The 23,033-nt window shown below is 53.4% G+C and carries 18 protein-coding genes; 8 read left to right on the top strand and 10 right to left on the bottom strand.

Annotated features, from left to right (window positions below; genetic code table 11):
• Nucleotides 1-262: 262 nt before the first annotated feature.
• The 9 genes from zwf to fur form a co-directional block, all read right to left on the bottom strand.
• A complete protein-coding gene (gene zwf / locus BLO43_RS08480; RefSeq protein WP_254773395.1) occupies nucleotides 263-1,693 on the bottom strand; it encodes a glucose-6-phosphate dehydrogenase in 1,431 nt (476 codons plus the stop codon).
• Nucleotides 1,668-2,687, bottom strand: a complete 1,020-nt coding sequence (gene gnd, locus BLO43_RS08475; protein WP_090906682.1) for a phosphogluconate dehydrogenase (NAD(+)-dependent, decarboxylating) — start codon at nucleotides 2,685-2,687, stop codon at nucleotides 1,668-1,670. Before gnd ends, zwf begins: the two co-directional genes overlap by 26 nt.
• A 230-nt stretch (nucleotides 2,688-2,917) precedes the next feature.
• Nucleotides 2,918-4,597 (bottom strand): phosphoglucomutase (alpha-D-glucose-1,6-bisphosphate-dependent), encoded by a 1,680-nt coding sequence (pgm, locus tag BLO43_RS08470; RefSeq protein ID WP_090906681.1) that lies wholly within the window; start codon nucleotides 4,595-4,597, stop codon nucleotides 2,918-2,920.
• An 87-nt stretch (nucleotides 4,598-4,684) separates the two neighbouring features.
• Nucleotides 4,685-6,421, bottom strand: coding sequence for a glucose-6-phosphate isomerase (gene pgi, locus BLO43_RS08465; RefSeq protein ID WP_254773394.1), 1,737 nt, complete (start codon nucleotides 6,419-6,421; stop codon nucleotides 4,685-4,687).
• A 397-nt stretch (nucleotides 6,422-6,818) separates the two neighbouring features.
• Entirely contained in the window at nucleotides 6,819-7,562 is a 744-nt protein-coding gene (gene pssA, locus BLO43_RS08460; protein WP_254773393.1) for a CDP-diacylglycerol--serine O-phosphatidyltransferase, read from the bottom strand.
• Between the two features lie 485 nt (nucleotides 7,563-8,047).
• Nucleotides 8,048-9,064 (bottom strand): ketol-acid reductoisomerase, encoded by a 1,017-nt coding sequence (ilvC, locus tag BLO43_RS08455; RefSeq protein ID WP_074631027.1) that lies wholly within the window; start codon nucleotides 9,062-9,064, stop codon nucleotides 8,048-8,050.
• An 83-nt stretch (nucleotides 9,065-9,147) separates the two neighbouring features.
• Nucleotides 9,148-9,639, bottom strand: a complete 492-nt coding sequence (gene ilvN / locus BLO43_RS08450; RefSeq protein WP_074631028.1) for an acetolactate synthase small subunit — start codon at nucleotides 9,637-9,639, stop codon at nucleotides 9,148-9,150.
• 124 nt (nucleotides 9,640-9,763) lie between these two features.
• A complete protein-coding gene (locus tag BLO43_RS08445; protein ID WP_090906680.1) occupies nucleotides 9,764-11,467 on the bottom strand; it encodes an acetolactate synthase 3 catalytic subunit in 1,704 nt (567 codons plus the stop codon).
• Nucleotides 11,468-11,685: 218 nt separating this feature from the next.
• Entirely contained in the window at nucleotides 11,686-12,114 is a 429-nt protein-coding gene (fur, locus tag BLO43_RS08440) for a ferric iron uptake transcriptional regulator (RefSeq protein WP_074631030.1), read from the bottom strand.
• 74 nt (nucleotides 12,115-12,188) lie between these two features.
• On the opposite strand from fur, the gene bamE reads away from it, so the two are divergent.
• From bamE to greA, 5 genes are all read left to right on the top strand, one after another.
• Nucleotides 12,189-12,893: an outer membrane protein assembly factor BamE gene (gene bamE, locus BLO43_RS08435; protein ID WP_090906679.1), complete on the top strand. Its 705-nt coding sequence runs from the start codon at nucleotides 12,189-12,191 to the stop codon at nucleotides 12,891-12,893.
• A 96-nt stretch (nucleotides 12,894-12,989) separates the two neighbouring features.
• Complete coding sequence (dapB, locus tag BLO43_RS08430) at nucleotides 12,990-13,799, top strand: 4-hydroxy-tetrahydrodipicolinate reductase (RefSeq protein WP_090906678.1); 810 nt, start codon at nucleotides 12,990-12,992, stop codon at nucleotides 13,797-13,799.
• A 172-nt stretch (nucleotides 13,800-13,971) separates the two neighbouring features.
• Nucleotides 13,972-15,111 (top strand): glutamine-hydrolyzing carbamoyl-phosphate synthase small subunit, encoded by a 1,140-nt coding sequence (gene carA, locus BLO43_RS08425; RefSeq protein ID WP_175443899.1) that lies wholly within the window; start codon nucleotides 13,972-13,974, stop codon nucleotides 15,109-15,111.
• A gap of 60 nt (nucleotides 15,112-15,171) precedes the next feature.
• Nucleotides 15,172-18,393: a carbamoyl-phosphate synthase large subunit gene (carB, locus tag BLO43_RS08420; RefSeq protein ID WP_090906728.1), complete on the top strand. Its 3,222-nt coding sequence runs from the start codon at nucleotides 15,172-15,174 to the stop codon at nucleotides 18,391-18,393.
• 106 nt (nucleotides 18,394-18,499) lie between these two features.
• The gene (gene greA, locus BLO43_RS08415; protein WP_074631034.1) at nucleotides 18,500-18,976 is read left to right on the top strand and encodes a transcription elongation factor GreA; all 477 of its coding nucleotides are present in this window, start codon (nucleotides 18,500-18,502) and stop codon (nucleotides 18,974-18,976) included.
• Nucleotides 18,977-19,015: 39 nt separating this feature from the next.
• On the opposite strand, the gene yhbY is transcribed toward greA, so the two are convergent.
• A complete protein-coding gene (gene yhbY, locus BLO43_RS08410; protein WP_090906677.1) occupies nucleotides 19,016-19,366 on the bottom strand; it encodes a ribosome assembly RNA-binding protein YhbY in 351 nt (116 codons plus the stop codon).
• A 30-nt stretch (nucleotides 19,367-19,396) separates the two neighbouring features.
• Between yhbY and BLO43_RS08405 the strand changes: the two genes are divergently transcribed.
• The 3 genes from BLO43_RS08405 (at nucleotide 19,397) to folP (ending at nucleotide 23,005) form a co-directional block, all read left to right on the top strand.
• Nucleotides 19,397-20,017, top strand: a complete 621-nt coding sequence (locus tag BLO43_RS08405; RefSeq protein WP_074631036.1) for an RlmE family RNA methyltransferase — start codon at nucleotides 19,397-19,399, stop codon at nucleotides 20,015-20,017.
• A 160-nt stretch (nucleotides 20,018-20,177) separates the two neighbouring features.
• On the top strand, nucleotides 20,178-22,073 hold the full coding sequence (gene ftsH, locus BLO43_RS08400; RefSeq protein ID WP_074631037.1) for an ATP-dependent zinc metalloprotease FtsH: 1,896 nt from the start codon (nucleotides 20,178-20,180) through the stop codon (nucleotides 22,071-22,073).
• A gap of 158 nt (nucleotides 22,074-22,231) precedes the next feature.
• Complete coding sequence (gene folP / locus BLO43_RS08395) at nucleotides 22,232-23,005, top strand: dihydropteroate synthase (protein ID WP_090906676.1); 774 nt, start codon at nucleotides 22,232-22,234, stop codon at nucleotides 23,003-23,005.
• The last annotated feature ends 28 nt before the right edge of the window (nucleotides 23,006-23,033 follow it).

Genomic DNA, 23,033 nt, shown 5'->3' with positions numbered 1-23,033 from the left:
AAAAATTCGTTAACCCTTCCAGTTATACGAAGATATCATTATTTCCCCATATATATCAGTAATATGTCGGATGAATATCATGATGGCGGTGTGCTTCATTCCGGATTCCAATTATCAAAAGCTCCCATTGGAACCGGATTTCAGTGGATTGCGTTATTGGAGAGATGGGTTTCTTGGAGGAATGAGCCGCAGCATGAGCCCGACATCGGCTTCTTATGCCATTGATGTCATAGTCAGTGCCGCGGCGCGGCGTAACAGCGCATCAGATTCTCGACTCCGGGTTGTGCCAGCATCCATCTGGCGCGATGAGGGCCTCGGCTGCTTTGGGTCCCCAGCTCCCTCGTTTATAGGGAAGGGCCCGATGATGCGTTGTGAGAACGGGATCAAGCGTCGCCCAGGCGGCTTCTACCGCTTCCTGGCGTGTAAACAGAGCACCATCGCCGATCATGGCGTCATGCAATAGCCGCTCGTAAGGCGATTCACGCCCGAAGTGTTCTTCGACCAGGCAGAGTTCCCGCTGATCGCCAATAAATTCCTTGCCGGCGCGCTTGACCCGGGCGGCAATGGCAATAGCGGAGAGGGGAGAAAGCCGGAAACGCAAGTAATTGGCGCTGCAATTTTCCGGTCCCGAATCGGCGAAAAGCCGTTGCGGGGGCGGCTTCAGTTGGACGATAACTTCCGCTGCCGTCTCTGCGAGAAATTTCCCCGAGCGCAAGTACCACGGAACGCCTTCCCAGCGCCAAGAGTCAATGAAAAGGCGCAAAGCGCAAAACGTCTCGACGTCGGAATCCTTGGCAACACCCGCTTCCTTGTGATAACCGGCATACTGTCCACGCACCACGTCGTCTGATATTACCGGGCGCATGGCCCGAAGAATATTGGCTTTTTCGCCCTGAACCGATCCAAAACCCCTGTAGGAAGGGGGCTCCATGGCGAGCAGCGCGACGATCTGGAAAAGATGATTCTGTATCACGTCGCGAAGGCAGCCTGCGGATTCGTAAAATCCACCGCGGCCCTCCACGCCAAAATTCTCGGCGAGCGTTATCTGGACGCTGGCTACGTAGTTCCGATTCCATATCGGCTCAAGGAATGAATTGGCGAATCGGAAATAGAGAATGTTCATGATCGCCTCCTTTCCGAGAAAGTGATCGATGCGAAAGATCGCGTTTTCCGGAAATACCGAGCGCGCGACGCGATTGAGCTCGCGCGCTGAGGCCAGGTCGCGTCCGAAAGGCTTTTCAACGACTACTCGCGCATGATCCGCTAAATGGGCGGCGCCAAGGCCTTCTATGACAGTCGCGAAAAGAGAAGGCGGAATAGCGAGATAATGCGCCGGGCGCCGGGCATCACCCAGCGCCGCCTTGATAGTTTTGAACGTCTCCGGGCTATTGTAATTTCCACTTACATACCGGAGCAGGGAAAGCAGGTGATTCAGCGCATTCTGGTCATCAACTTCTCCGGCCTTCCTGATGGCCGCAGCCGCTTTGTCGCGGAGTTGCGCGACGCTATAATTCGAAGAGGCCACGCCGACCACGGGCACATTGAGAGAACCCTGCTTCGCCATCGCATAAAGCGCCGGAAAGATTTTTTTCTGGGCAAGGTCACCCGTTATCCCGAACAGCACCAACGCATCGGATGGGACCGCGCTACCGCCCGCCTCTTCCATCTCACCCTCCCGCTTTTTTCTCGCCATGGCCGCCAAATTGCTTCCTCATGGCAGAGAGCAACCGGTCTGCATAGTCGGCATTGCCACGGGACTCAAAGCGGCTGAAAAGCGCAGCGCTAATCACTGGCACAGGCACACCTTCGTCGACTGCAGCCAGCGTTGTCCAGCGTCCCTCGCCGGAATCCGAGACGCGTCCCGAAAATTCGGTGAGTTCGGCATCGTCAATCAAAGCCTCGGCTGTCAGATCGAGCAGCCAGGACGCCACGACGCTGCCTCGCCGCCAGACTTCGGCGATTTCCGGCAAATCCAGCTCATATTGGTAAAATTCGGGATTGCGCATCGGCGTTGTCTCCGCATCCATGTCTTGCACCCGTTTGCCGGCATTGGCGCTATGCAGGATATTCAAACCCTCGGCATAAGCCGCCATGAGACCATATTCGATCCCATTATGGACCATCTTGACGAAATGACCCGCGCCATGCGGTCCGCAGTGCAAGTAGCCCTGCTCCGCCGTGCCCTCGCTGTCTTGGCGGCCAGGCGTGCGTGGAGCTGCGTCAATGCCCGGTGCGAGGGCAGCAAAGATTGGGTCAAGGTGATGGACGATTTCTTTTTCACCTCCGATCATCAAACAATATCCACGCTCAAGGCCAGCGATGCCACCGCTTGTCCCGACATCGACGTAATGGATTCCGCGTGAACGCATCTCGGCGCCACGCCTGATATCGTCGTGGTAATAAGAGTTGCCTCCGTCAATAATGATGTCACCCGCCTCAACCAGTGATGCGATTTTCGAAAGAATCTCATCAACCAGTGCCGCGGGAACCATTAACCATATGACGCGCGGTGTAGCCAGACGAGCAACCAACTCCTCAAGCGAGGATGTTCCGACGGCACCTTGCGACCGTGAAGTCTGGACGGCTTCAGCGCGAGGATCGTAAACCACACACTCGTTTCCGGCCTTCATCAGACGTCCCACCATGTTAATACCCATGCGCCCCAAGCCGATCATCCCCAGTTGCATCTTGACCTCCTGTTTAAGAATTGAATTTAAGTGGCACTAGCGCGGAAGCAAAGGTCGGAAGAATCCATTAGGGAACTTCCGAGTGTTCCCGCCCCCCAAGGTTGCCGGCAATGTGCTCTATAAGGGGTCTATTCAGAGATTCCGTAGTGCGGAATACATATAGCAGCGCATGATTGCAATCAGATTACTGGGTATACGGGGTCTGCCACCCATTCGTTATCTGAGGTGGTCTAGACATTCGTCGCCGTAGCAAGCGCGTCAGCAACTATTGTCTGTGCTTCCTCAAGAATACGGTGCAGATGATCGACACCACTGAAACTCTCGGCATAAACTTTGTAAATGTCTTCGGTACCGGACGGACGCGCTGCAAACCACCCATTCCTGGCTATCACCTTAATACCGCCAATAGGGGCATCATTGCCCGGTGCGTGGGTGAGAACGGTCTCAATTTTTTCGCCCGCCAAGTCTGCGGAACGTATTTGTTGTGGCGAAAGTCTGGCCAGAATCTTTTTTTGTTCCGGAGTGGCTGGCGCGTCAACACGTTCAGAGACGGATTTGCCAAACTCGCGCTCCAACTCCTGGTATAGCTCACCGGGATCACGGCCCATGCGCGCGGTAATTTCCGCCGACAGCAATGCCGGCGTGATTCCATCCTTATCCGTCGTCCAAGCCGTGCCGTCGAGGCGAAGGAAAGATGCGCCCGCACTTTCTTCGCCGCAGAAGCCGAGGAAGCCTTCGTGCAGACCCTCCACAAACCACTTGAAGCCGACCGGCACCTCATAAAGCCGTCGACCAAGTTTTGCGGTGATACGATCGATCATCTGGCTGCTCACCACCGTTTTGCCTACCGCTACGTTACCGTTCCACACGGGGCGGTGCCGAAAAAGGTAGTGAATGCCAACGGAAAGATAATGATCCGCCGGCAGCAGGCCCATACTCCGGGTAACGATCCCGTGCCGGTCATGATCGGTGTCGCAGGCGAAGGCGATGTCGAACTGATCTTTCAGATCAATCAGCCCATGCATGGCGTAAGGGGAGGATGGGTCCATGCGAATCCGGCCGTCCCAATCCAGTGTCATGAAGCGGAAGGTCGGATCGACGGCCTCATTGACAACGGTCAGATTCAACCCATAGCGTTCCGCGATCGCACCCCAGTAGTGTACGCCGGCACCGCCGAGTGGATCCACCCCCATGCGGATATTCGCGCCACGTATGGCATCCATATCAATGACCTGGCCAAGGTCATTGACGTAGGTATTGAGAAAGTCATACCGATGCGTTGTAGGGGCATGCAACGCCTCCTCGAAACGTTGCCTTTTCACCCCGTCGAGTCCGTTCTTCAAAAACTCATTGGACATGGATTCGATCAAGGCAGTAATCTCGACACCCGCCGGGCCGCCGTGGGGCGGATTGTATTTAAAACCACCGCTTTCGGGCGGGTTGTGGGAAGGGGTAATAACTATACCGTCGGAGAGTCCTTTCGTCCGCCCGCGGTTATAAGTCAATATTGCGTGAGAAACCGCCGGAGTGGGCGTATATTCCCCATTGGTGGACAGCATGACCTCGACCCCATTCGCGGCCAGTACCTCAAGTGCACTGGCATATGCCGGTTCGGAAAGAGCGTGTGTGTCGATACCCAGGAATAACGGACCATTAATATCCTGCTGTTTACGGTACTGACAAATAGATTGCGTGGCGGCAAGCACGTGCCATTCATTAAAGCTTGTTTCAAAGGCCGAGCCGCGATGCCCCGAAGTGCCGAATGCAACTCTTTGCGCTGGCACCGACCAGTCGGGGATTTGCGTGTAGTAGGAGGTAACAAGTCTGGGTACATTCAGCAGCATTGATGACTGGGCGAGTTTTCCCGCAAGGAAGCTGACTTTCCTGGTTGTCTTTTGATTTAGGATCATGCTATCTCACTGTGACGGTACCGGAAGCAAAATTGCGTAGGTGAATTTTACCTGTTCAGGTTTGGCTGCTTTGACGCGTGCCTACTTTCATGACGGCGCTCCCTTAAGTTTACCGTAACGCCGCATCAGCGCGTTTGTCGAACTATCATGTGTCAATAGTGGCTCGCCTGGACTTTCCAACTCCTGGACAATGCGCTGAGCGAGTGCTTTACCAAGTTCAACACCCCATTGATCAAATGAATCTATATTCCAGATCGCCCCTTGCGTAAAAACGCTATGTTCATAGAGCGCAACCAACGCTCCAAGCGTATGGGGTGTCAGACGCTCGGCCAGGATAGTGTTGGTAGGACGATTACCTTCAAAGCTCCGATGCGGGCACAGCCAGTCCGGCGTACCCTCGGCTTTTACTTCATCCATGGTTTTGCCGAACGCCAATGCTTCGGTCTGGGCGAACAGATTTGCCATCAGCAGGTCGTGATGATTATCCAGGGGATTCAGGGTCTGGCAGAAACCGATGAAGTCGCAAGGGATCAGGCGCGTACCCTGATGGATAAGTTGATAGAATGAGTGCTGACCGTTGGTGCCGGGTTCCCCCCAGATGATGGGTGATGTTTGATAGCTAACACGCGAGCCATCGAGCGTCACGTGTTTGCCATTGCTCTCCATTGTCAATTGCTGCAGATACGCCGGGAAGCGCTTGAGATACTGATCATAAGGCAGTACAGCTATCGTCTGGCTATGGAAGAAGTTGTTGTACCAGATCGCAAGCAGCCCCATGAGGACGGGCAAATTTTTGTCAAATGGCGCAGTGCGGAAGTGCTGATCCATTGCGTGAAAGCCCGCCAGCATGGCGCGAAAATTTTCGGATCCGATGGCGATCATGGTTGAAAGGCCAATTGCCGAGTCCATTGAATAACGTCCGCCTACCCAGTCCCAGAAACCGAACATATTGGCGGGATCAATGCCAAAATTCGATACTTCCTTGACATTGGTCGAGACCGCGACGAAGTGCTTGCGTACGGCGCGGACATCATTGAGTTTATCCAGCGTCCATTGACGGGCCGCGTGCGCGTTAGCAAGTGTTTCGGTCGTGGTAAATGTTTTCGAACAGACAATGAACAATGTTTCTTCGGGGTCGATGCCGGTTGTGGCTTCCTTAAAATCCGTACCATCCACGTTGGATACAAAGCGGAAGACCATGTCACGCAAGCTGTAATGGCGCAGTGCTTCATAGGCCATTACCGGCCCCAGGTCGGAACCGCCAATTCCGATATTGATGATATTGCGAATACGCTTGCCCGTGTATCCCTGCCACTGGCCGCTACGCAATTGATCAGCAAAAGCGGCCATCTGATTCAGCACCGCATGCACCGCAGGTACGATATTGAGCCCATCGACAACAATCAGTTCACTTTCGGGTGCGCGCAAGGCAGTGTGAAGCGCGGCACGCTGTTCCGTCGAATTGATTTGCTGGCCGCTGAACATGGCATCAATGCGTTTACGCAAACCGCATTCCCCGGCCAGCTGCACAAGCAGGCGTAGCGTTTCGCCAGTGATTCTATTTTTTGAGTAGTCAAGGTAAACGCCCGCGGCTTCTGCCGTGAGGTACTCGCCCCGCTTGGGATCATCAGCAAAAAGCTGACGCAAATGCAAATCCTTGATTACGTGGTAATGTGCTTCGAGTGCCTTCCAGGCCGGGTGCTCCGTCAGGGACATAGCCGTTACTCCCTCGCTGCGCATGCCTGCTGCATCAGTCGTGCTTTCATCGTTCGCGCTCCTGTCGGCATGGCTTGTTAGATCAAAGCCGGTAAAATTGCGATTCATACGTACATAAAGAGTTCCATGCACCCCATACTACTTCGTCCAAGCTTCGACAGCATGGAGCGACGCTCTTAAAATCATAGTTCATCCAGAACCGGTTTGCTCAGAAGATTTCCGGTTTCACACTATCCCGCCGGAAGCAACGGGAGATTAAAAATATAGCACAGCAAGCATTAGGGAAATGTTAAGTGGTCGTGAGCAATTTTTAAAAGCTATGTGATAGGCCACCAGTTTGACGTCGTGATTTACACCTGTCATGCATGCCCACAAACAGAGAGGAGCACAAGCCCGGATATTTCACCGAAGGCTGGTGGCACAAACTGGATCGCAACGTTCTCATCAAATGCCATGATTCATAACGCCACGACAATTTTCAGGCCAGTTTGGTGAAAGATCCGGGCTACGTAGCGGCTTCCGTCGTTTTTTTTCTTTTTATCAGGCGCCACAGCCACATAACATAACCGGAAAGAGCATAAAGAAGGAATAGGCAAAATAGCACAACGGGAGGGTGGCTGGGAATCAGCACAAAGAAAAACAGCGCCAGAAACAGAACGGTAATGAAGGGTACGCTCTTGCGCAGATTAATTGCTTTGCCGCTGTAATAGGGGAGGTTGCTGACCATTGTCAGTCCGGCAAACAGTGTGATACCCCACGCGAGCCATCGGATATCCGGCCCTGCTATTTCGAAGTCCAGCATTACCCAAACCAGTCCTGCAATCAGAGCGGCCGCAGCCGGAGTGGGTAAGCCTTGAAAAAATCGCTTGTCCACTATCTCTATGTTGGTATTGAAACGTGCGAGACGCAACGCAGCACAGACACAGTAAATAAAAGCAGCAATCCAGCCCCACTTACCCATGCCCTTCAGGGCCCATTCGTATATCACCAGCGCGGGGGCGGCACCGAACGAAACCATGTCGGACAGGCTATCGTATTCCGCACCAAACTCGCTCTGGGTGTGTGTCAGCCGCGCTACCCGGCCATCCAGCCCATCCAGCACCATCGCAATGAAAATTGATACCGCGGAGTGTTCAAAACGACCGTTCATCGCCTGTACGATGGCGTAAAAGCCGGCAAACAACGCGGCGGTGGTGAATAAGTTGGGTAGTAAGTAAATGCCCCGCCGGCGCAATTTGGATTTGAGCATGAGACGTGGCAAATGAGGATCATGCATTATATGTGCAATACCGAAGAAGACCGATGCATGGTAAACGGTTATCTGCCGCTGGTAAACAGTGGTGAAATGAATAAACTAATATACCGGCAGCCAGGGAAGATGACCGGCCCCACATCCGTGCGGATGTATGCGTGTTGTTGCGCAGATATTTCTAACCTAAATCCGGCAGCTGTAGCGAAATCATCCAAAGGGTGAAGGTAGAATGAGGTAAGAAACCATTGCTAGGCATGTCGCTTAGTTGGCAAATGAGCTAAAAAAAGAGCGATCAACCACCAAACGCTTACGGTTCATTCTAGCCCGGCGATTCCGACGCGAAAATTATAACGACTGAGCATTGCGCCATCCGCCGGGCCACGATTCGAAGAGACGGAAGTCACCCATAAAACAAATAATGGTGGTGGTTGCGGCGCTCCATAGCGTCCCGCTCCCGTTCATCTTCCGCTTTCCATCAATCCCTAATTCTTTGCCTGGTCAACCAGCTTGTTCTTCTTGATCCACGGCATCATATCGCGCAGTTTCGCACCAACCGTTTCTATCTGATGAGCGGATGCGAGGCGGCGGCTGGCTTTAAGCATGGGTGCGCCAGCGCGGTTTTCCAGAATGAACTCGCGGGCGTATTGACCTATCTGGATTTCATGAAGAATCTTGCGCATTTCAGCACGGGTTGCATCGGTAACAATACGTGAACCGCGCGAAATATCGCCATACTCGGCATTGTTGGAGATGGAATAACGCATGTTGGCGATACCGCCCTCATAGATTAGATCCACAATCAGCTTGACTTCATGCAGGCACTCAAAATAGGCCATTTCCGGGGCATACCCTGCTTCAACCAGGGTTTCAAAACCCGCCTGAATCAAAGCGGTAAGACCGCCACACAGTACTACCTGCTCACCGAACAAGTCGGTTTCGGTTTCTTCGCGGAAGTTGGTTTCAATCACCCCTCCCCGAGTTCCCCCATTTGCCGCGGCATAGGAAAGCGCCAGTTCGCGCGCTCTGCCAGACGTATTCTGGTGCACGGCAATGAGCGAGGGCACGCCACCGCCCTGTAGGTAGGTTGAACGCACCAAATGACCAGGTCCCTTGGGCGCAATCATGATGACGTCGAGATCCTCGCGAGGCGACACCTGACCATAATGGATATTGAAGCCATGCGCAAACGCAAGCGTGGCCCCTTTCTTGAGATGGGGTTCAATCTCCGAGCTGTAAACGGCGGCGATCTCCTCATCCGGCAGCAGTACCATCACGACATCCGCTTCCTTCACGGCTTCCGCTACTTCCTTGACGGTCAGGCCAGCCTTCTCTGCCTTGCTCCAGGATGCTCCGTTCCTGCGCAGGCCGACGGTAACTGTCACACCGGAGTCGCTCAGGTTATTGGCATGAGCGTGGCCCTGCGAGCCATAACCCAGAATGGTTACCTTCTTGTCCTTGATGAGCGACAAATCGGCATCTTTATCATAGTAAACGTTCATAATTTCCTTTCCGCCCAAATTAGAAGAGTGCCAAGAACTGGCGGGTGAGCACCCCGCTGCCCCATAGATCAAAAAAGATACTGTTATATTTTTAGTATTCGTTCACCACGACCGATGCCGGAGGCTCCGGTACGCACCGTTTCCAGAATCGTGCTACGCTCCATGGCTTCAACAAACGCGTCAAGCTTGGAGCCGGTGCCGGTCAGTTCGATGGTGTAGGATTTATCGGTAACGTCAATAATCCGGCCACGGAAAATATCGGCCATGCGCTTGATTTCCTCGCGATCGTTGCCGACGGCGCGCACCTTTATCAGCATCAGTTCGCGCTCGATGTGAACACCGTCACTCAAATCCACCACTTTGACCACTTCGATAAGCTTGTTCAATTGCTTGGTGATTTGCTCAATTACATCATCCGATCCAGCGGTAACCAGCGTCATGCGAGATAAAGTGGGATCTTCGGTGGCCGCCACGGTAAGCGACTCAATATTGTAGCCGCGGGAAGAGAACAAGCCGGCCACACGAGACAAGGCCCCCGCCTCGTTTTCCATCAACAGGGAAATGATATGTCGCATTTTTTAACCTAAGCCCGGCAGTGGTAGCGAACCCACCAAAAAAGTGGAAGTAAAGTGATGTAAAAAGTTATTGTGGATCATTTGCTAAAGTTGAAAAATGAGCGATCAGCTGCCAAAGGTAGATTTATACCAGAATCATTTCAGAGAGGCCTTTGCCGCCAGGTACCATCGGGAAGACATTCTCGGTCTGGTCGGTAATGAAATCCATGAATACCAATCGGTCCTTGAGTTTAAACGCTTCCTTTAACGCACCTTCGACATCGCCGGGCTGTTCGATTTTCATGCCGACATGACCATAGCTCTCGGCCAGTTTGACAAAATTCGGCAGTGCATCCATATAAGATTCAGCATAACGGTTACCATGGAAGAACTCCTGCCACTGACGCACCATTCCCATGTAGCGATTATTCAAATTAACGATCTTGAGGGGAAGGTTATATTGCTTGCAGGTGGACAGCTCCTGTATACACATCTGGATACTGGCTTCGCCAGTCACGCAGGCTACCGCACCCTTAGGGTTGGCGAACTGCACCCCCATTGCTGCCGGAAGACCAAAGCCCATGGTTCCCAAGCCGCCGGAATTGATCCATCGGCGCGGTAAATCGAATTTATAAAACTGCGCCGCCCACATCTGGTGCTGGCCGACATCCGAGGTAATGAAAGCGTTTCCCTTGGTCACTTTATAGAGTTTTTCAATCACCATCTGCGGCTTGATGATGGTGCTTGCACGATCATACTTGAGACAATCGCGCGCACGCCACAAATCAATCTGCGTCCACCATGCGTCAAGAGCGGATTGATCAAGCTTCTCTTTACCAGCCTTAAGTAATTTTATGAGTTCATCCAATACGTCGGAAATACTGCCGACAATGGGAACATCCACCTTCACGCGCTTGGAAATGGACGATGGGTCAATATCTATGTGTATGATCTTACGGTCTTCGTTGTAGAAATGCTTCGGGTTGCCGATCACGCGGTCGTCGAAACGGGCGCCAACGGCCACTAGCACGTCGCAATGCTGCATGGCCATGTTGGCTTCGTAGGTACCATGCATTCCCAGCATCCCGACAAACTGTTTGTCGGTGGCGGGATATCCGCCCAGTCCCATCAATGTATTGGTGCAGGGAAAACCCAGCATGCGTACCAGATCAGTCAACCGTGTGGCGGCATCGCTCAAAATGACCCCGCCACCCGTGTAAATCATCGGCCGCTTGGCCCCCAATATGAGTTGTACCGCTTTTTTGATCTGCCCGGAATGCCCCTTGGTGACGGGATTGTAGGAGCGCATGCTGACCGTTTCCGGGTAGGTAAATCCGGTCTTCTGCTGGCTCACGTCTTTCGGTATGTCCACCAGTACCGGACCAGGGCGGCCGGTTGAAGCGATGTAGAACGCTTTCTTGATCGTAGTGGCGAGTTCGTTGATGTCTTTCACGAGAAAGTTATGTTTGACGCAGGGACGCGTGATGCCCACGGTATCGACTTCCTGGAATGCATCCAGCCCAATGGCGTGAGTAGGCACCTGTCCGCTGATGATGACCAGCGGGATCGAATCCATATAGGCGGTGGCGATTCCGGTAACCGCATTAGTCACGCCAGGACCGGATGTTACCAATGCCACGCCTATTTTGTTGCTGGAGCGGGCGTAGCCGTCCGCCGCGTGCACGGCCGCTTGCTCATGACGCACCAGGACGTGCTTGACCTTATCCTGCTTGAACAACTCGTCGTAAATATACAGCACGGCTCCGCCGGGATAGCCAAATATATAATCCACCCCTTCTTTTTGCAAACAACGCACTGTAATTTCAGCGCCCGTTAATTCCGTGCTCATGCTTTCTTGGATCCTAATGTTGGGTGCCGGCAAAATGATAAATAAAACACTGAACAGTAACGGTTAGCTCATCGTTGGTCAACCCCTTGACAGCGGATCGAGCGGCATTGATGTTCACGCACGGACGCAATGGAGCGGGTCGTGCAGGTTAATCGAATAGATTTCCGCGATGAGTGAGGGTAGTGGAATCAACCTCGCTTCTTTTTATTCCGTTTTTCTTATGTTTTCCGATGCGGGCATGCCGGCTTGGTGCAATCCGCGTAAAGTGCCAGCGAGTGCTCGTGTATGGTGAAGCCACGATCCTTGGCAATTCTAACTTGACGCTTCTCAATTTCCGCATCATAGAATTCTTCTACGCGACCGCATTGCAGGCATACCAGATGGTCGTGGTGACTGCTGCTGGCAAGTTCAAACACCGCCTTGCCACTCTCAAAATGGTGGCGTTCAAGCAAACCCGCCTGCTCGAACTGTGTCAGCACCCGATAGACTGTGGCAAGACCGATATCCTCACCTTCACCGATAAGTGTTCTGTAAATATCTTCCGCCGATAGGTGCCGTACTGGACTGTTTTCGAATAGCCCCAGTATTCTAAGCCGCGGCAGCGTGGCCTTCAGGCCCATGGTTTTAAGATCATTCGGCTTGCTCATGGCTATATCCATCCTGTAAGTGATTTGCTGTATCATATAACGTTAAGTCTGCTTTGGAAACATACGCTGCCGCGATGCGCGCGAAAATACTCACGTTGCTTGTTTTGCAACTGCTCGCTGGATGTTCGTCTGTTCCATCTCTGGTCTACAAAATCGAGATTCAGCAGGGGAATGTTATTACCCAGGAAATGGTGGATAAACTAAAACCTGGCATGACCCGATCGCAAATACGCTTCGCGCTGGGTTCGCCAATGATTAGTGATGTTTTTCACGACAACCGGTGGGACTACGTTTATCGCCTTGAGCAAAAGGGTAATCTGGTTGAGCAACGGCAACTGACGGTGTTTTTCGAGGATGATAAAGTAGTGCGTGTGGGTGGCAGCTTTGCACCCACACTCGCTTTTGCTCCACCTCAACCAGTTGATCCAACCAGATCCATGGCTAACGTGGAAAGCGGCACTCCAGCCCCGGTTGATGCCACTGCGCTACGGGAGCCGGAGATGTCCAGCTTAAGGCAGGCACCTCCTTCGCAGGCCGCGATCCTGCCTCAGCCGGTAGATGAGGTGATCAAACCCATCGCTAACGAAGGCAATGGTCCCGCTTTGAGTGCTATTTCGCCAGGCGGTATTCCGGCTCCAAGCAGTGTTCCGGCATCCAGCGATTCTTCGATGGTGAGCAAGGCTCCAGTTTTATCGGAACCGAAGCCGGTAGTTTCCAGGCAAACGCCATCACAAGCGGGAGACAGGGGAAGTAGAGAAGCGGATCAGCCGAAAGAGTAGAGGTTAACCTGGCTCATCCAAGTTCAATGGCTGGCCGCTCATTTTCGCTCATTCGTCAAGCTCGGCACGATGATTCACAGAAACTTCAGAATATAGATGACGACATTGAATATTGCCATTACCGGAAGTTCGGGCCGCATGGGGCGTGCTCTGCTGGAAGCGGTTGCGCGGACGCCGGACATGCGGTTATCCGCTGCTCTTGAGCGGGAGGGGAGCCCTTATCTCAAGAAGGACGCCGGAGAGCTGATTGGCGCGCCATGCAACATTACCATTACCGATGATGTTTCCGCCGCACTTCCCGGGAGCGATGTACTGATTGATTTCACTCGTCCTGAAGGAACCCTCGCGCATCTTGCGGTATGCCGCACGCTGGGCGTGAAAATGGTTATCGGTACCACGGGTTTTTCGACACAACAAAAGGAAGATCTCAAAGCGGCATCAAAAGACATCTCCATCGTATTTGCGCCCAATATGAGCGTGGGTGTGAACGTGACGTTCAAGCTGCTGGAAGTGGCAGCCAAAGTGTTGAATGAAGGCTATGACATCGAAATCATAGAGGCGCACCATCGCCACAAGATCGATGCACCTTCCGGCACCGCGCTGCACATGGGTGAGGTAGTGGCACAGGCGCTTGGCAGAAATCTTCCGGAAGTCGCTGTTTATGGACGCGAAGGCAATACGGGTGAGCGAGCGCCCGCCACCATCGGCTTTGCCACCGTGCGCGGAGGGGATATTGTAGGCGACCATACGGTGCTGTTTGCAGGGACCGGCGAGCGCATCGAAATTTCACATAAAGCGGGTAGTCGTGCGACCTTCGCCGAAGGGGCATTGCGTGCCGCCCGTTTTCTTGTGGACAAGCAAAGTGGCTTGTTTGATATGCAGGACGTGCTCGGGTTGCGCGGGTAGCTTCGGTTAACCCGGCTGGCAGATAAAACTGTCTAATGTTTTCCGGTTGATCGCACTGCCGCATTTCGTTGAAGGATGCGCCTTTTGGGCGTATAATTTCAAGTTCAGAGAAACGGGACAGGCGATAGCCTGTCCCGTTTTCCACGCCTTGTCAGTATTCCAGGAGCTACCCGTGTCACAACGCCCGCATGCCGTTCTCGCGCTCGCCGACGGCACCATTTTTCGCGGCATATCCATCGGCGTGGAAGGCATCAGCACGGGCGAAGTGGTGTTCAACACCGCTATGACCGGTTATCAGGAGATTCTGACTGATCCATCTTATTGCAGGCAGATCGTCACACTGACTTATCCGCATATCGGTAATACGGGTACGAATCCCGACGACGTTGAATCCGGCAGGATTGAGCGGGTATATGCCGCCGGTCTGGTGATCCGTGATCTGCCTTTGCTCTCCAGCAATTGGCGGCAAACCCGGACTTTGCCGGAATATCTCAAGCAACAAGGCGTAGTGGCGATAGCGGATATTGATACCCGCAAGCTTACGCGCATCTTGCGGGAAAAGGGCGCGCAAGCCGGTTGTCTCATGACGGGCAATTTCAATGAAGCTGAAGCGCTGGAGCATGCCAGAGAATTTCCCGGGCTGGTCGGAATGGATCTCGCCAAGGTGGTGAGTTGTGATCAGCCTTATGAATGGAACGAAGGTGAATGGGAACTGGGGTGCGGCTATCAAGTTCAGAAAAACTCGCGCTTTCATGTTGCCGCACTCGATTTTGGAATCAAGCGCAACATACTTCGCAAGCTGGCGCAGCGCGGTTGCAAGGTTACGGTACTTCCCGCGCAGACATCGGCGGATGAAATTCTGGCATTGCAACCCGATGGAGTGTTTCTTTCCAATGGGCCCGGTGATCCCGAGCCCTGTGATTACGCCATCGCCGCCACCAGGAAATTGCTTGAAAAGGAGGTGCCGATTTTTGGCGTTTGCATGGGACATCAATTGCTGGGACTGGCCAGTGGCGCCAGAACCATCAAAATGAAATTTGGCCATCACGGCGCCAACCATCCGGTGCAGGACCTGAATACGGGAAGAGTCATGATTTCCAGCCAGAATCACGGCTTTGCGGTAGACATCGAGACGCTGCCGAAGCATGCACGGGTTACGCATGTATCGTTGTTTGATGGCAGTCTGCAAGGATTTGAACTGATCGGCCAGCGTGCATTCTGCTTTCAGGGGCATCCCGAAGTCAGTCCCGGGCCTCACGATCTGGATTATTTATTCGACAAATTTATCGGTTTGATGGAGGGAAAAAGGTGAGACGTGAATATGAAGCGTACGCAGGGTGCGCCGCTTTCACATTTTGCATTTCACCGTGCTATGCCTAAACGTACCGACATAAATTCCATCCTCATTATTGGTGCGGGGCCTATTATCATCGGCCAGGCGTGTGAGTTCGATTATTCCGGCGCGCAGGCGTGCAAGGCGCTGCGCGAGGAAGGTTATCGCGTCATCCTGGTGAATTCAAATCCCGCCACTATCATGACCGATCCCGAAATGGCCGATGCGACGTATATCGAGCCTATTATCTGGCCCATGCTGGAAAAAATTATTGCCGCCGAGCGTCCTGATGCGTTGCTGCCGACGATGGGTGGACAGACGGCGTTGAATTGCGCACTCGACCTGGCAAAGAATGGCGTGCTGAAAAAATATGGTGTCGAATTGATTGGCGCCTCGCGTGAGGCGATCGACAAGGCCGAGGATCGTGAAAAATTCAAACAGGCCATGAGCAGAATCGGGTTGGGTTCCGCGCGTTCCGCCATAGCGCACAGCCTGGAGGAGGCGTTGCAGGTACAAGCGATGGTGGGTTACCCCGCCATTATCCGTCCGTCATTTACCATGGGCGGTAGCGGCGGCGGCATTGCCTACAACCGCGAGGAATTTCTCGGCATTTGTGAGCGTGGATTGGAGGCCTCGCCCACCAGGGAATTGCTGATTGAGGAATCAGTGATCGGCTGGAAAGAATTCGAGATGGAAGTGATACGTGACAAGAAAGATAACTGCATTATCGTTTGTACCATCGAAAACCTCGATCCAATGGGCGTTCATACGGGTGATTCCATCACTGTTGCGCCGTCTCAGACACTGACGGACAAAGAGTACCAGATCATGCGTGATGCATCGATCGCGGTGCTGCGCGAAATCGGTGTGGAAACTGGCGGCTCCAACGTACAGTTTGCGATTAATCCGCAAGATGGCCGTATGCTGGTTATCGAAATGAATCCGCGCGTGTCGCGCTCTTCCGCCCTTGCTTCGAAAGCAACCGGATTTCCCATTGCCAAGGTTGCGGCGAAACTTGCGGTAGGCTATACGCTGGATGAGCTCAGGAATGACATCACCGGCGGGGCGATGCCAGCCTCGTTCGAGCCGGCAATAGACTATGTCGTTACCAAGATACCGCGCTTCGCGTTTGAGAAATTTCCTCAGGCCAACGACCGTCTTACCACCCAGATGAAGTCAGTGGGCGAGGTCATGGCAATTGGGCGCACATTCCAGGAATCGTTGCAAAAAGCCCTGCGCGGACTGGAAATCGGCGTTAATGGACTGGATGAGAAAACAACCGATATTGAAATTATCGAAACCGAATTGAGCGATCCCGGCCCCGAGCGAATCTGGTATGTGGCTGACGCGTTTCGTTGCGGCATGGCATTGGATGAAATTCACAAACTTACCCACATTGATCCCTGGTTTTTGGCGCAGATCGACGATTTGGTGAAACAGGAGCAGTCTCTTGCCGGCAAGACGCTGGATACGCTTGATCCGCAGGCGCTGCGCGACCTGAAACGCAGCGGTTTCTCCGACCAGCGTCTGGCGAAGCTGATGAATACCACCCAGGTCGAAGTGCGCGCCAGGCGCCATCAACTGGATTTGCGTCCAGTATACAAGCGGGTTGATACCTGTGCCGCCGAGTTCGCTACCCGTACTGCTTACATGTACTCTACCTATGAGGAGGAATGCGAGGCGCTGCCCAGCGGCAGAAAAAAAATCATGGTGCTGGGTGGCGGGCCCAATCGCATCGGTCAGGGCATCGAATTCGATTACTGCTGCGTCCACGCGGCGCTGGCCTTAAGGGAGGACGGTTTTGAGACCATCATGGTCAACTGCAACCCCGAAACCGTTTCGACCGATTACGATACCTCCGACCGGCTATATTTTGAACCGTTGACCTTGGAGGACGTGCTGGAAATTGTCGCGGTGGAGAAGCCGCTGGGCGTCATTGTGCAATATGGCGGACAGACCCCGCTGAAACTCGCGCGCGATCTCGAGGCTAATGGGGTGCCCATCATTGGCACCAGCCCCGACATGATTGACTGCGCAGAAGATCGCGAGCGTTTTCAGAAGATGTTGCACCAGCTTGGGCTGAAGCAGCCATTAAATCGTACCGCGCGCAACCCGGAAGCGGCACTCGCCGCCGCAAATGAAATCGGATATCCGCTGGTAGTGCGCCCCAGCTATGTGCTGGGGGGGCGTGCCATGGAAATTATCCACGAGCAGATGTACCTGGAACGCTATATGCGCGAGGCGGTGAAGGTTTCGCACGATTCACCAGTGTTGCTGGATCGTTTTCTCAATGATGCCATTGAAGTGGATGTGGACGCGATTTGTGACGGAGAGGCCGTGCTGATTGGCGGCATCATGGAACACATTGAGCAGGCTGGTGTGCACTCGGGGGATTCCGCCTGTTCGCTGCCACCCTTCAGTCTTTCAACTGTCCTGCAGGATGAGTTGCGCCGCCAGACGTCAGCGATGGCGCGTGCACTTAAAGTGGTGGGATTGATGAACGTGCAATTCGCCATTCAGGGTGATACGGTATACGTGCTGGAAGTCAATCCCAGGGCATCGCGCACGGTCCCTTTCGTGTCCAAGGCGACGGGATTGCAACTGGCAAAGATTTCCGCCCGCTGTATGACCGGGATGACGCTTGCCCGTCAAGGTGTCACCGGAGAGGTGATCCCTTCCTACTATTCAGTCAAAGAGGCGGTGTTCCCTTTTATCAAATTTCCTGGGGTGGACACCATACTCGGGCCCGAAATGAAATCGACGGGCGAGGTAATGGGCGTGGGACATACTTTTGCCGAAGCGTTCGTCAAGTCACAGTTGGCTGCTGGAGTCAAACTACCCAGCGCTGGCAAGGTATTCATCAGCGTGCGCCAGTCGGACAAGCCCCGGGTGGTGGAAATCGCCCGCAATCTTGCGGAACTTGGATTCACCCTTTATGCTACTCGAGGTACCGCAACGGTGCTGATCGAAGCAGGACTGGTGGTAACACCGGTAAACAAAATGGCGGAAGGGCGTCCCCATATCGTGGATATGATCAAAAATGGGGAAATGAATTTAATTATCAACACGGTGGAAGATAAGCGGAGTGCGATTCAGGATTCTTATTCGATCCGCCATGCCGTATTGCAGGCAAGGGTAACGTATTACACCACGCTGGCGGGTGCGCGCGCCGCGTGCATCGGTATGGCGAGCCTACGAGAATTGCAGGCCTATCGCTTGCAGGAATTGCATGCAGCGGCGGTGCCGCCCGGTGCGGTTTAATGAAAAAAGCAATCGCCTGTCAATCGCACTGGATTCGTCATGCCGAAATCTTGCGAAATAGTCTGGACGATGCATCGTATATAATACAGGAAGGTGGTAATAGGCTATGAGTACAATTCCATTGACCGTGATTGGCGCGGGAAAACTGCGTGCCGAATTGCAAGAAATGAAAACCGTGCAGCGCCCCGCTGTCATCGCCGCCATTGCGGAAGCCCGTTCCCACGGGGATCTTTCAGAAAACGCCGAATACGAAGCAGCCAAGGAACGGCAAGGTTTTATCGAGGGACGCATTGCCGAATTGGAAAGTAAACTTTCCAATGCTCAAATCATCGATCCGGCGTTGCTGGATGCCAGTGGCGCTTGTGTATTTGGCGCAACGATCGATTTGCAGGACATCGCCAATGATACGGTAGTGACTTACCAGATTGTTGGCGACGATGAAGCCGATATAAAGGAGGGAAAAATCTCCATCAGTTCTCCCATTTCGCGTGCCCTGATTGGCAAGTATGCCGGAGATATAGCTGAGGTCCTGGCGCCTGGCGGGGTGCGGGAGTATGAGATTCTTGGTGTGAGATATATCTAATAAGCCTAATAAATTGGGCTCATCGGTTGCGGCCGCATGTCACGCTTGAAAGCTGCGTTTGGTTCGGCGTGATTCTCTTTTTTTACGGAATGCAGCGGTAGCCGGCTTTGCAATTTCGTCGGGTTTGGGACGATAGATTACCAGTATCTTGCCGATGTGCTGCACCGGCGCCGCTTCGAGGCGATGACACATTTCCTGGAGCAGCGCGTTCCTTATTTCCCGTCCATCGCTGAACACCCTGACTTTGATCAGTTCGTGACTTTTGAGTCCTTGATCCAACTCATGAATAACATTTTCCGACAAACCTTCCGCGCCTATCCGGACAATTGGCCGGATGGTGTGGGCAAGCGCCCGGAGCGCACGTCGATGATCCAGTGTAAGGGCTAGCATGAGATTTCTCGGAAACCGGCATTTTACGCGATGAAGCGTGCCAAAACCAGCAAAGCATGGATGAAAGAGCATGTGAATGATTTTTTTGTCCAGCAGGCAAAAAAAGAAGGTTATCGTTCACGTGCCGCGTATAAGTTGATTGAAATCGCCAGGCGCGATCATTTGCTCGGGCCAGGCATGACGGTGGTGGATCTGGGCGCGGCTCCCGGTGGCTGGTCGCAGGTGGCGGCGGAAAAGCTGGGCAGGAAGGGAAAAGTAATCGCGCTGGATCTCCTCGAAATGGCGCCGCTGCCGGGAGTGACGTTCATCAGGGGCGATTTCGGCGAAGCGTCCATTTTGGCGGAACTGAAAAAAGAATTGGGGAAGTACCCTCCTGATCTTGTAATTTCAGATATGTCACCTAATATAAGTGGCATAGGAGTGAGTGATCAGGCGCGCAGCATGTATTTAGCCGAGCTCGCGCTGGAGTTCTCCCTGGAACAATTGAACTCTGGCGGCAATTTTCTCGTCAAAGTGTTTCAGGGTTCCGGTTTTGAGGAGTTCCTAAGCGCGATGCGTGCCGGGTTCGGCAAGGTGGTAACACGAAAGCCGGAAGCGTCTCGTGGCCGCAGTAGTGAAATTTATTTGCTAGGCCTGGGTAAGCGGAGTTAAACCATTTTCATAGTTAGGCCAGATACGCCGCAGGAGATATATTTTACCGAAGCAAGGCGGCAGTGGCGGCATTTATCCATGCTATTCGCTGTTATAAAACCTGAAATGGGTTTAGAATGAAATACTCAAGGATTTTGACGGCGCGAGCCAAGGAGCTATCTTGAACAATCTCATTAAAAACATGGCCATCTGGCTAGTGATTGCTTTGGTGCTGATGACAGTGTTCAACCAGTTCAGCACGCGGCAGACTGCACAAGCTCCGATGGAATATTCTCAATTCATCGAGGAAGTGAAGCAGGGCAGAATCGCCAAGGTGACCATCGAAGGCCGCACGCTGAAAGGCACTAAATCCGATGGTAGACGATTCACTACCTACACACCCTCCGATCCTTGGATGGTCAGTGACTTGCTTAAGGCCGGCGTCATTATCGACGCCAAACCGGAAGAAGAGCCGTCGCTGCTGATGAATATTTTCGTTTCATGGTTTCCGATGCTGTTACTGATCGGCGTGTGGATTTTCTTTATGCGTCAGATGCAGGGCGGGGGCCGGGGTGGTGGCGCGTTCTCATTCGGGAAGAGCAAGGCACGCATGCTTGATGAATCTACCAATCAAGTGACGTTTGCCGACGTAGCGGGTTGCGAGGAAGCCAAAGAGGAAGTTTCCGAGTTGGTCGATTTTTTGCGCGATCCCAGCAAATTTCAGAAGCTGGGGGGACGTATTCCCCGTGGCGTTCTAATGGTGGGGAATCCTGGCACCGGTAAAACGCTTCTGGCGCGTGCCATTGCAGGCGAGGCCAAAGTTCCGTTTTTCAGTATTTCCGGCTCCGATTTTGTGGAAATGTTCGTCGGGGTGGGTGCTGCAAGAGTACGAGACATGTTTGAGCAAGCGAAGAAGCATGCACCCTGCATTATTTTCATCGATGAGATTGATGCGGTTGGCCGTCAACGTGGTGCAGGCCTGGGAGGTGGTAACGATGAGCGTGAACAAACGCTGAATCAGTTGCTTGTAGAAATGGATGGTTTTGAAGGGGCCGTAGGGGTGATTGTCGTTGCGGCCACCAATCGGCCTGACGTGCTCGATCCGGCACTACTGCGCCCCGGTCGCTTCGATCGGCAGGTAACGGTACCGTTACCGGATATACGGGGACGCGAGCAGATATTGCATGTACATATGCGCAAGGTACCGATTGCGCCCGATGTGCATGCGGAGATCATCGCACGTGGCACGCCCGGGATGTCGGGTGCCGATCTCGCCAATCTGGTGAACGAGGCAGCACTGTTTGCGGCACGGAGTAGCAAGCGGCTCGTTGATATGGACGATTTCGAGCGTGCCAAGGATAAGATTTTCATGGGTGCGGAACGCCGTTCTGTGGTGATGCCGGAGCGCGAACGGCGCAATACGGCTTATCACGAATCTGGCCATGCGGTGGTGGCACAACTGCTGCCTAAAACCGATCCGGTGCATAAAGTTTCCATTATTCCTCGCGGACGTGCGCTGGGCGTAACGATGCAATTACCGACGGAAGACCGCTTCAGCATGGATCGCGAGGAGATCCTGCAGAACATTGCCGTGCTTTTTGGGGGACGTATCGCCGAGGAAGTGTTCATGGGGCAGATGACGACGGGTGCGTCCAACGACTTCGAGCGTGCCACCGAGATGGCCCGGCGCATGGTCACGCAATGGGGCATGTCTGATTCTCTGGGTCCAATGGTATATGGAGAGAACGAGGGAGAAGTCTTTCTCGGTCGCTCCGTTACGACGCACAAGAACGTAAGCGAAGCCACCATGCAGAAAGTGGACATAGAAATTCGTCGCATTATTGACGGACAATATGGCTTGGCACGCAAGCTGATCGAGGAAAACCGCGACAAGATCGAAGTCATGGCCAAAGCTCTGCTGGAATGGGAAACCATAGATTCCGATCAGATTGGCGACATTATGGAAGGTCGTGCGCCACGGCCGCCCAAACCCACCAAATCTGCGCCTCCGCCGCCGAAAGACAATACACCTCCGGCGGCACCGGCAACAACAGCGACTCCCGCTCAGGAAGTTTGAGCGTAGAGAGGATACGAAGCAAATAAGGCGGGCTTGTCCCGTCTTATTTGTATGTATACTCAGTCAACCCTGCGTCTCCTCCCGTCAACGAACTCTTCGGTGTCCGCGGTCTTTCCTTGAGGCAATTTCAAAATCTCGTTTCATCCCGCCCTCTGGTCATGGGGATCATCAATGTAACGCCAGATTCCTTTTCTGACGGTGGTTTGTATGCGTCGACAGAAAGTGCTCTGCGCCACGCGGCGCACCTCATTGAAGAGGGTGCTGATTTGCTGGATATTGGGGGTGAATCCACTCGTCCCGGCGGCACTCCAGTGAGTGTGCAAGAGGAGCTGCATCGTATCATTCCGGTGGTGAAGGCCTTATCAAGCATGAACACGCCTGTTTCGGTGGATACATCCAAGCCGGAAGTGATGCGGGCAGCAATAGAGGCCGGCGCGATCATGATTAATGACGTAAATGCTCTGAGGGCGCCTGGTGCGCTTGAGGTAATTGCGGAAGGCGGTGTCGCGGTGTGCCTCATGCACATGCAGGGCGATCCGCTCAGCATGCAGGCTAATCCTCAGTATAATGACGTGGTAGCAGAAGTGAAGGACTTCTTGCGGCAGCGCCTGAACGCGGCGGAAGCTGCGGGTATTCCATGCGAGAGATTGGTAATAGACCCTGGCTTCGGTTTCGGCAAGACACTGAGCCATAATATCGAATTACTGCGCCATCTCGATCAATTCATGGATATGGGTGTACCGGTGCTGGTGGGATTGTCGCGTAAATCCATGTTGGGAAAGATCACCGGCAACGAGGTGGGTGACCGGATTCATGCCAGTGTTGCCGCAGCTTTACTGGCGAGAGCCAAGGGCGCTAGAATCTTGCGTGTACATGATGTCAAAGCGACCAGGGATGCGCTGGCGGTTTATGATGCGGTAAGCATGGTCTAGCGTTTCAGGAATGCCGCCATTTAAAACA

This window comes from Nitrosospira sp. Nsp13 (genome assembly GCF_900101945.1).
Taxonomy (GTDB): domain Bacteria; phylum Pseudomonadota; class Gammaproteobacteria; order Burkholderiales; family Nitrosomonadaceae; genus Nitrosospira; species Nitrosospira multiformis_D.
This window is presented reverse-complemented; position numbering and strand designations above follow the sequence as displayed.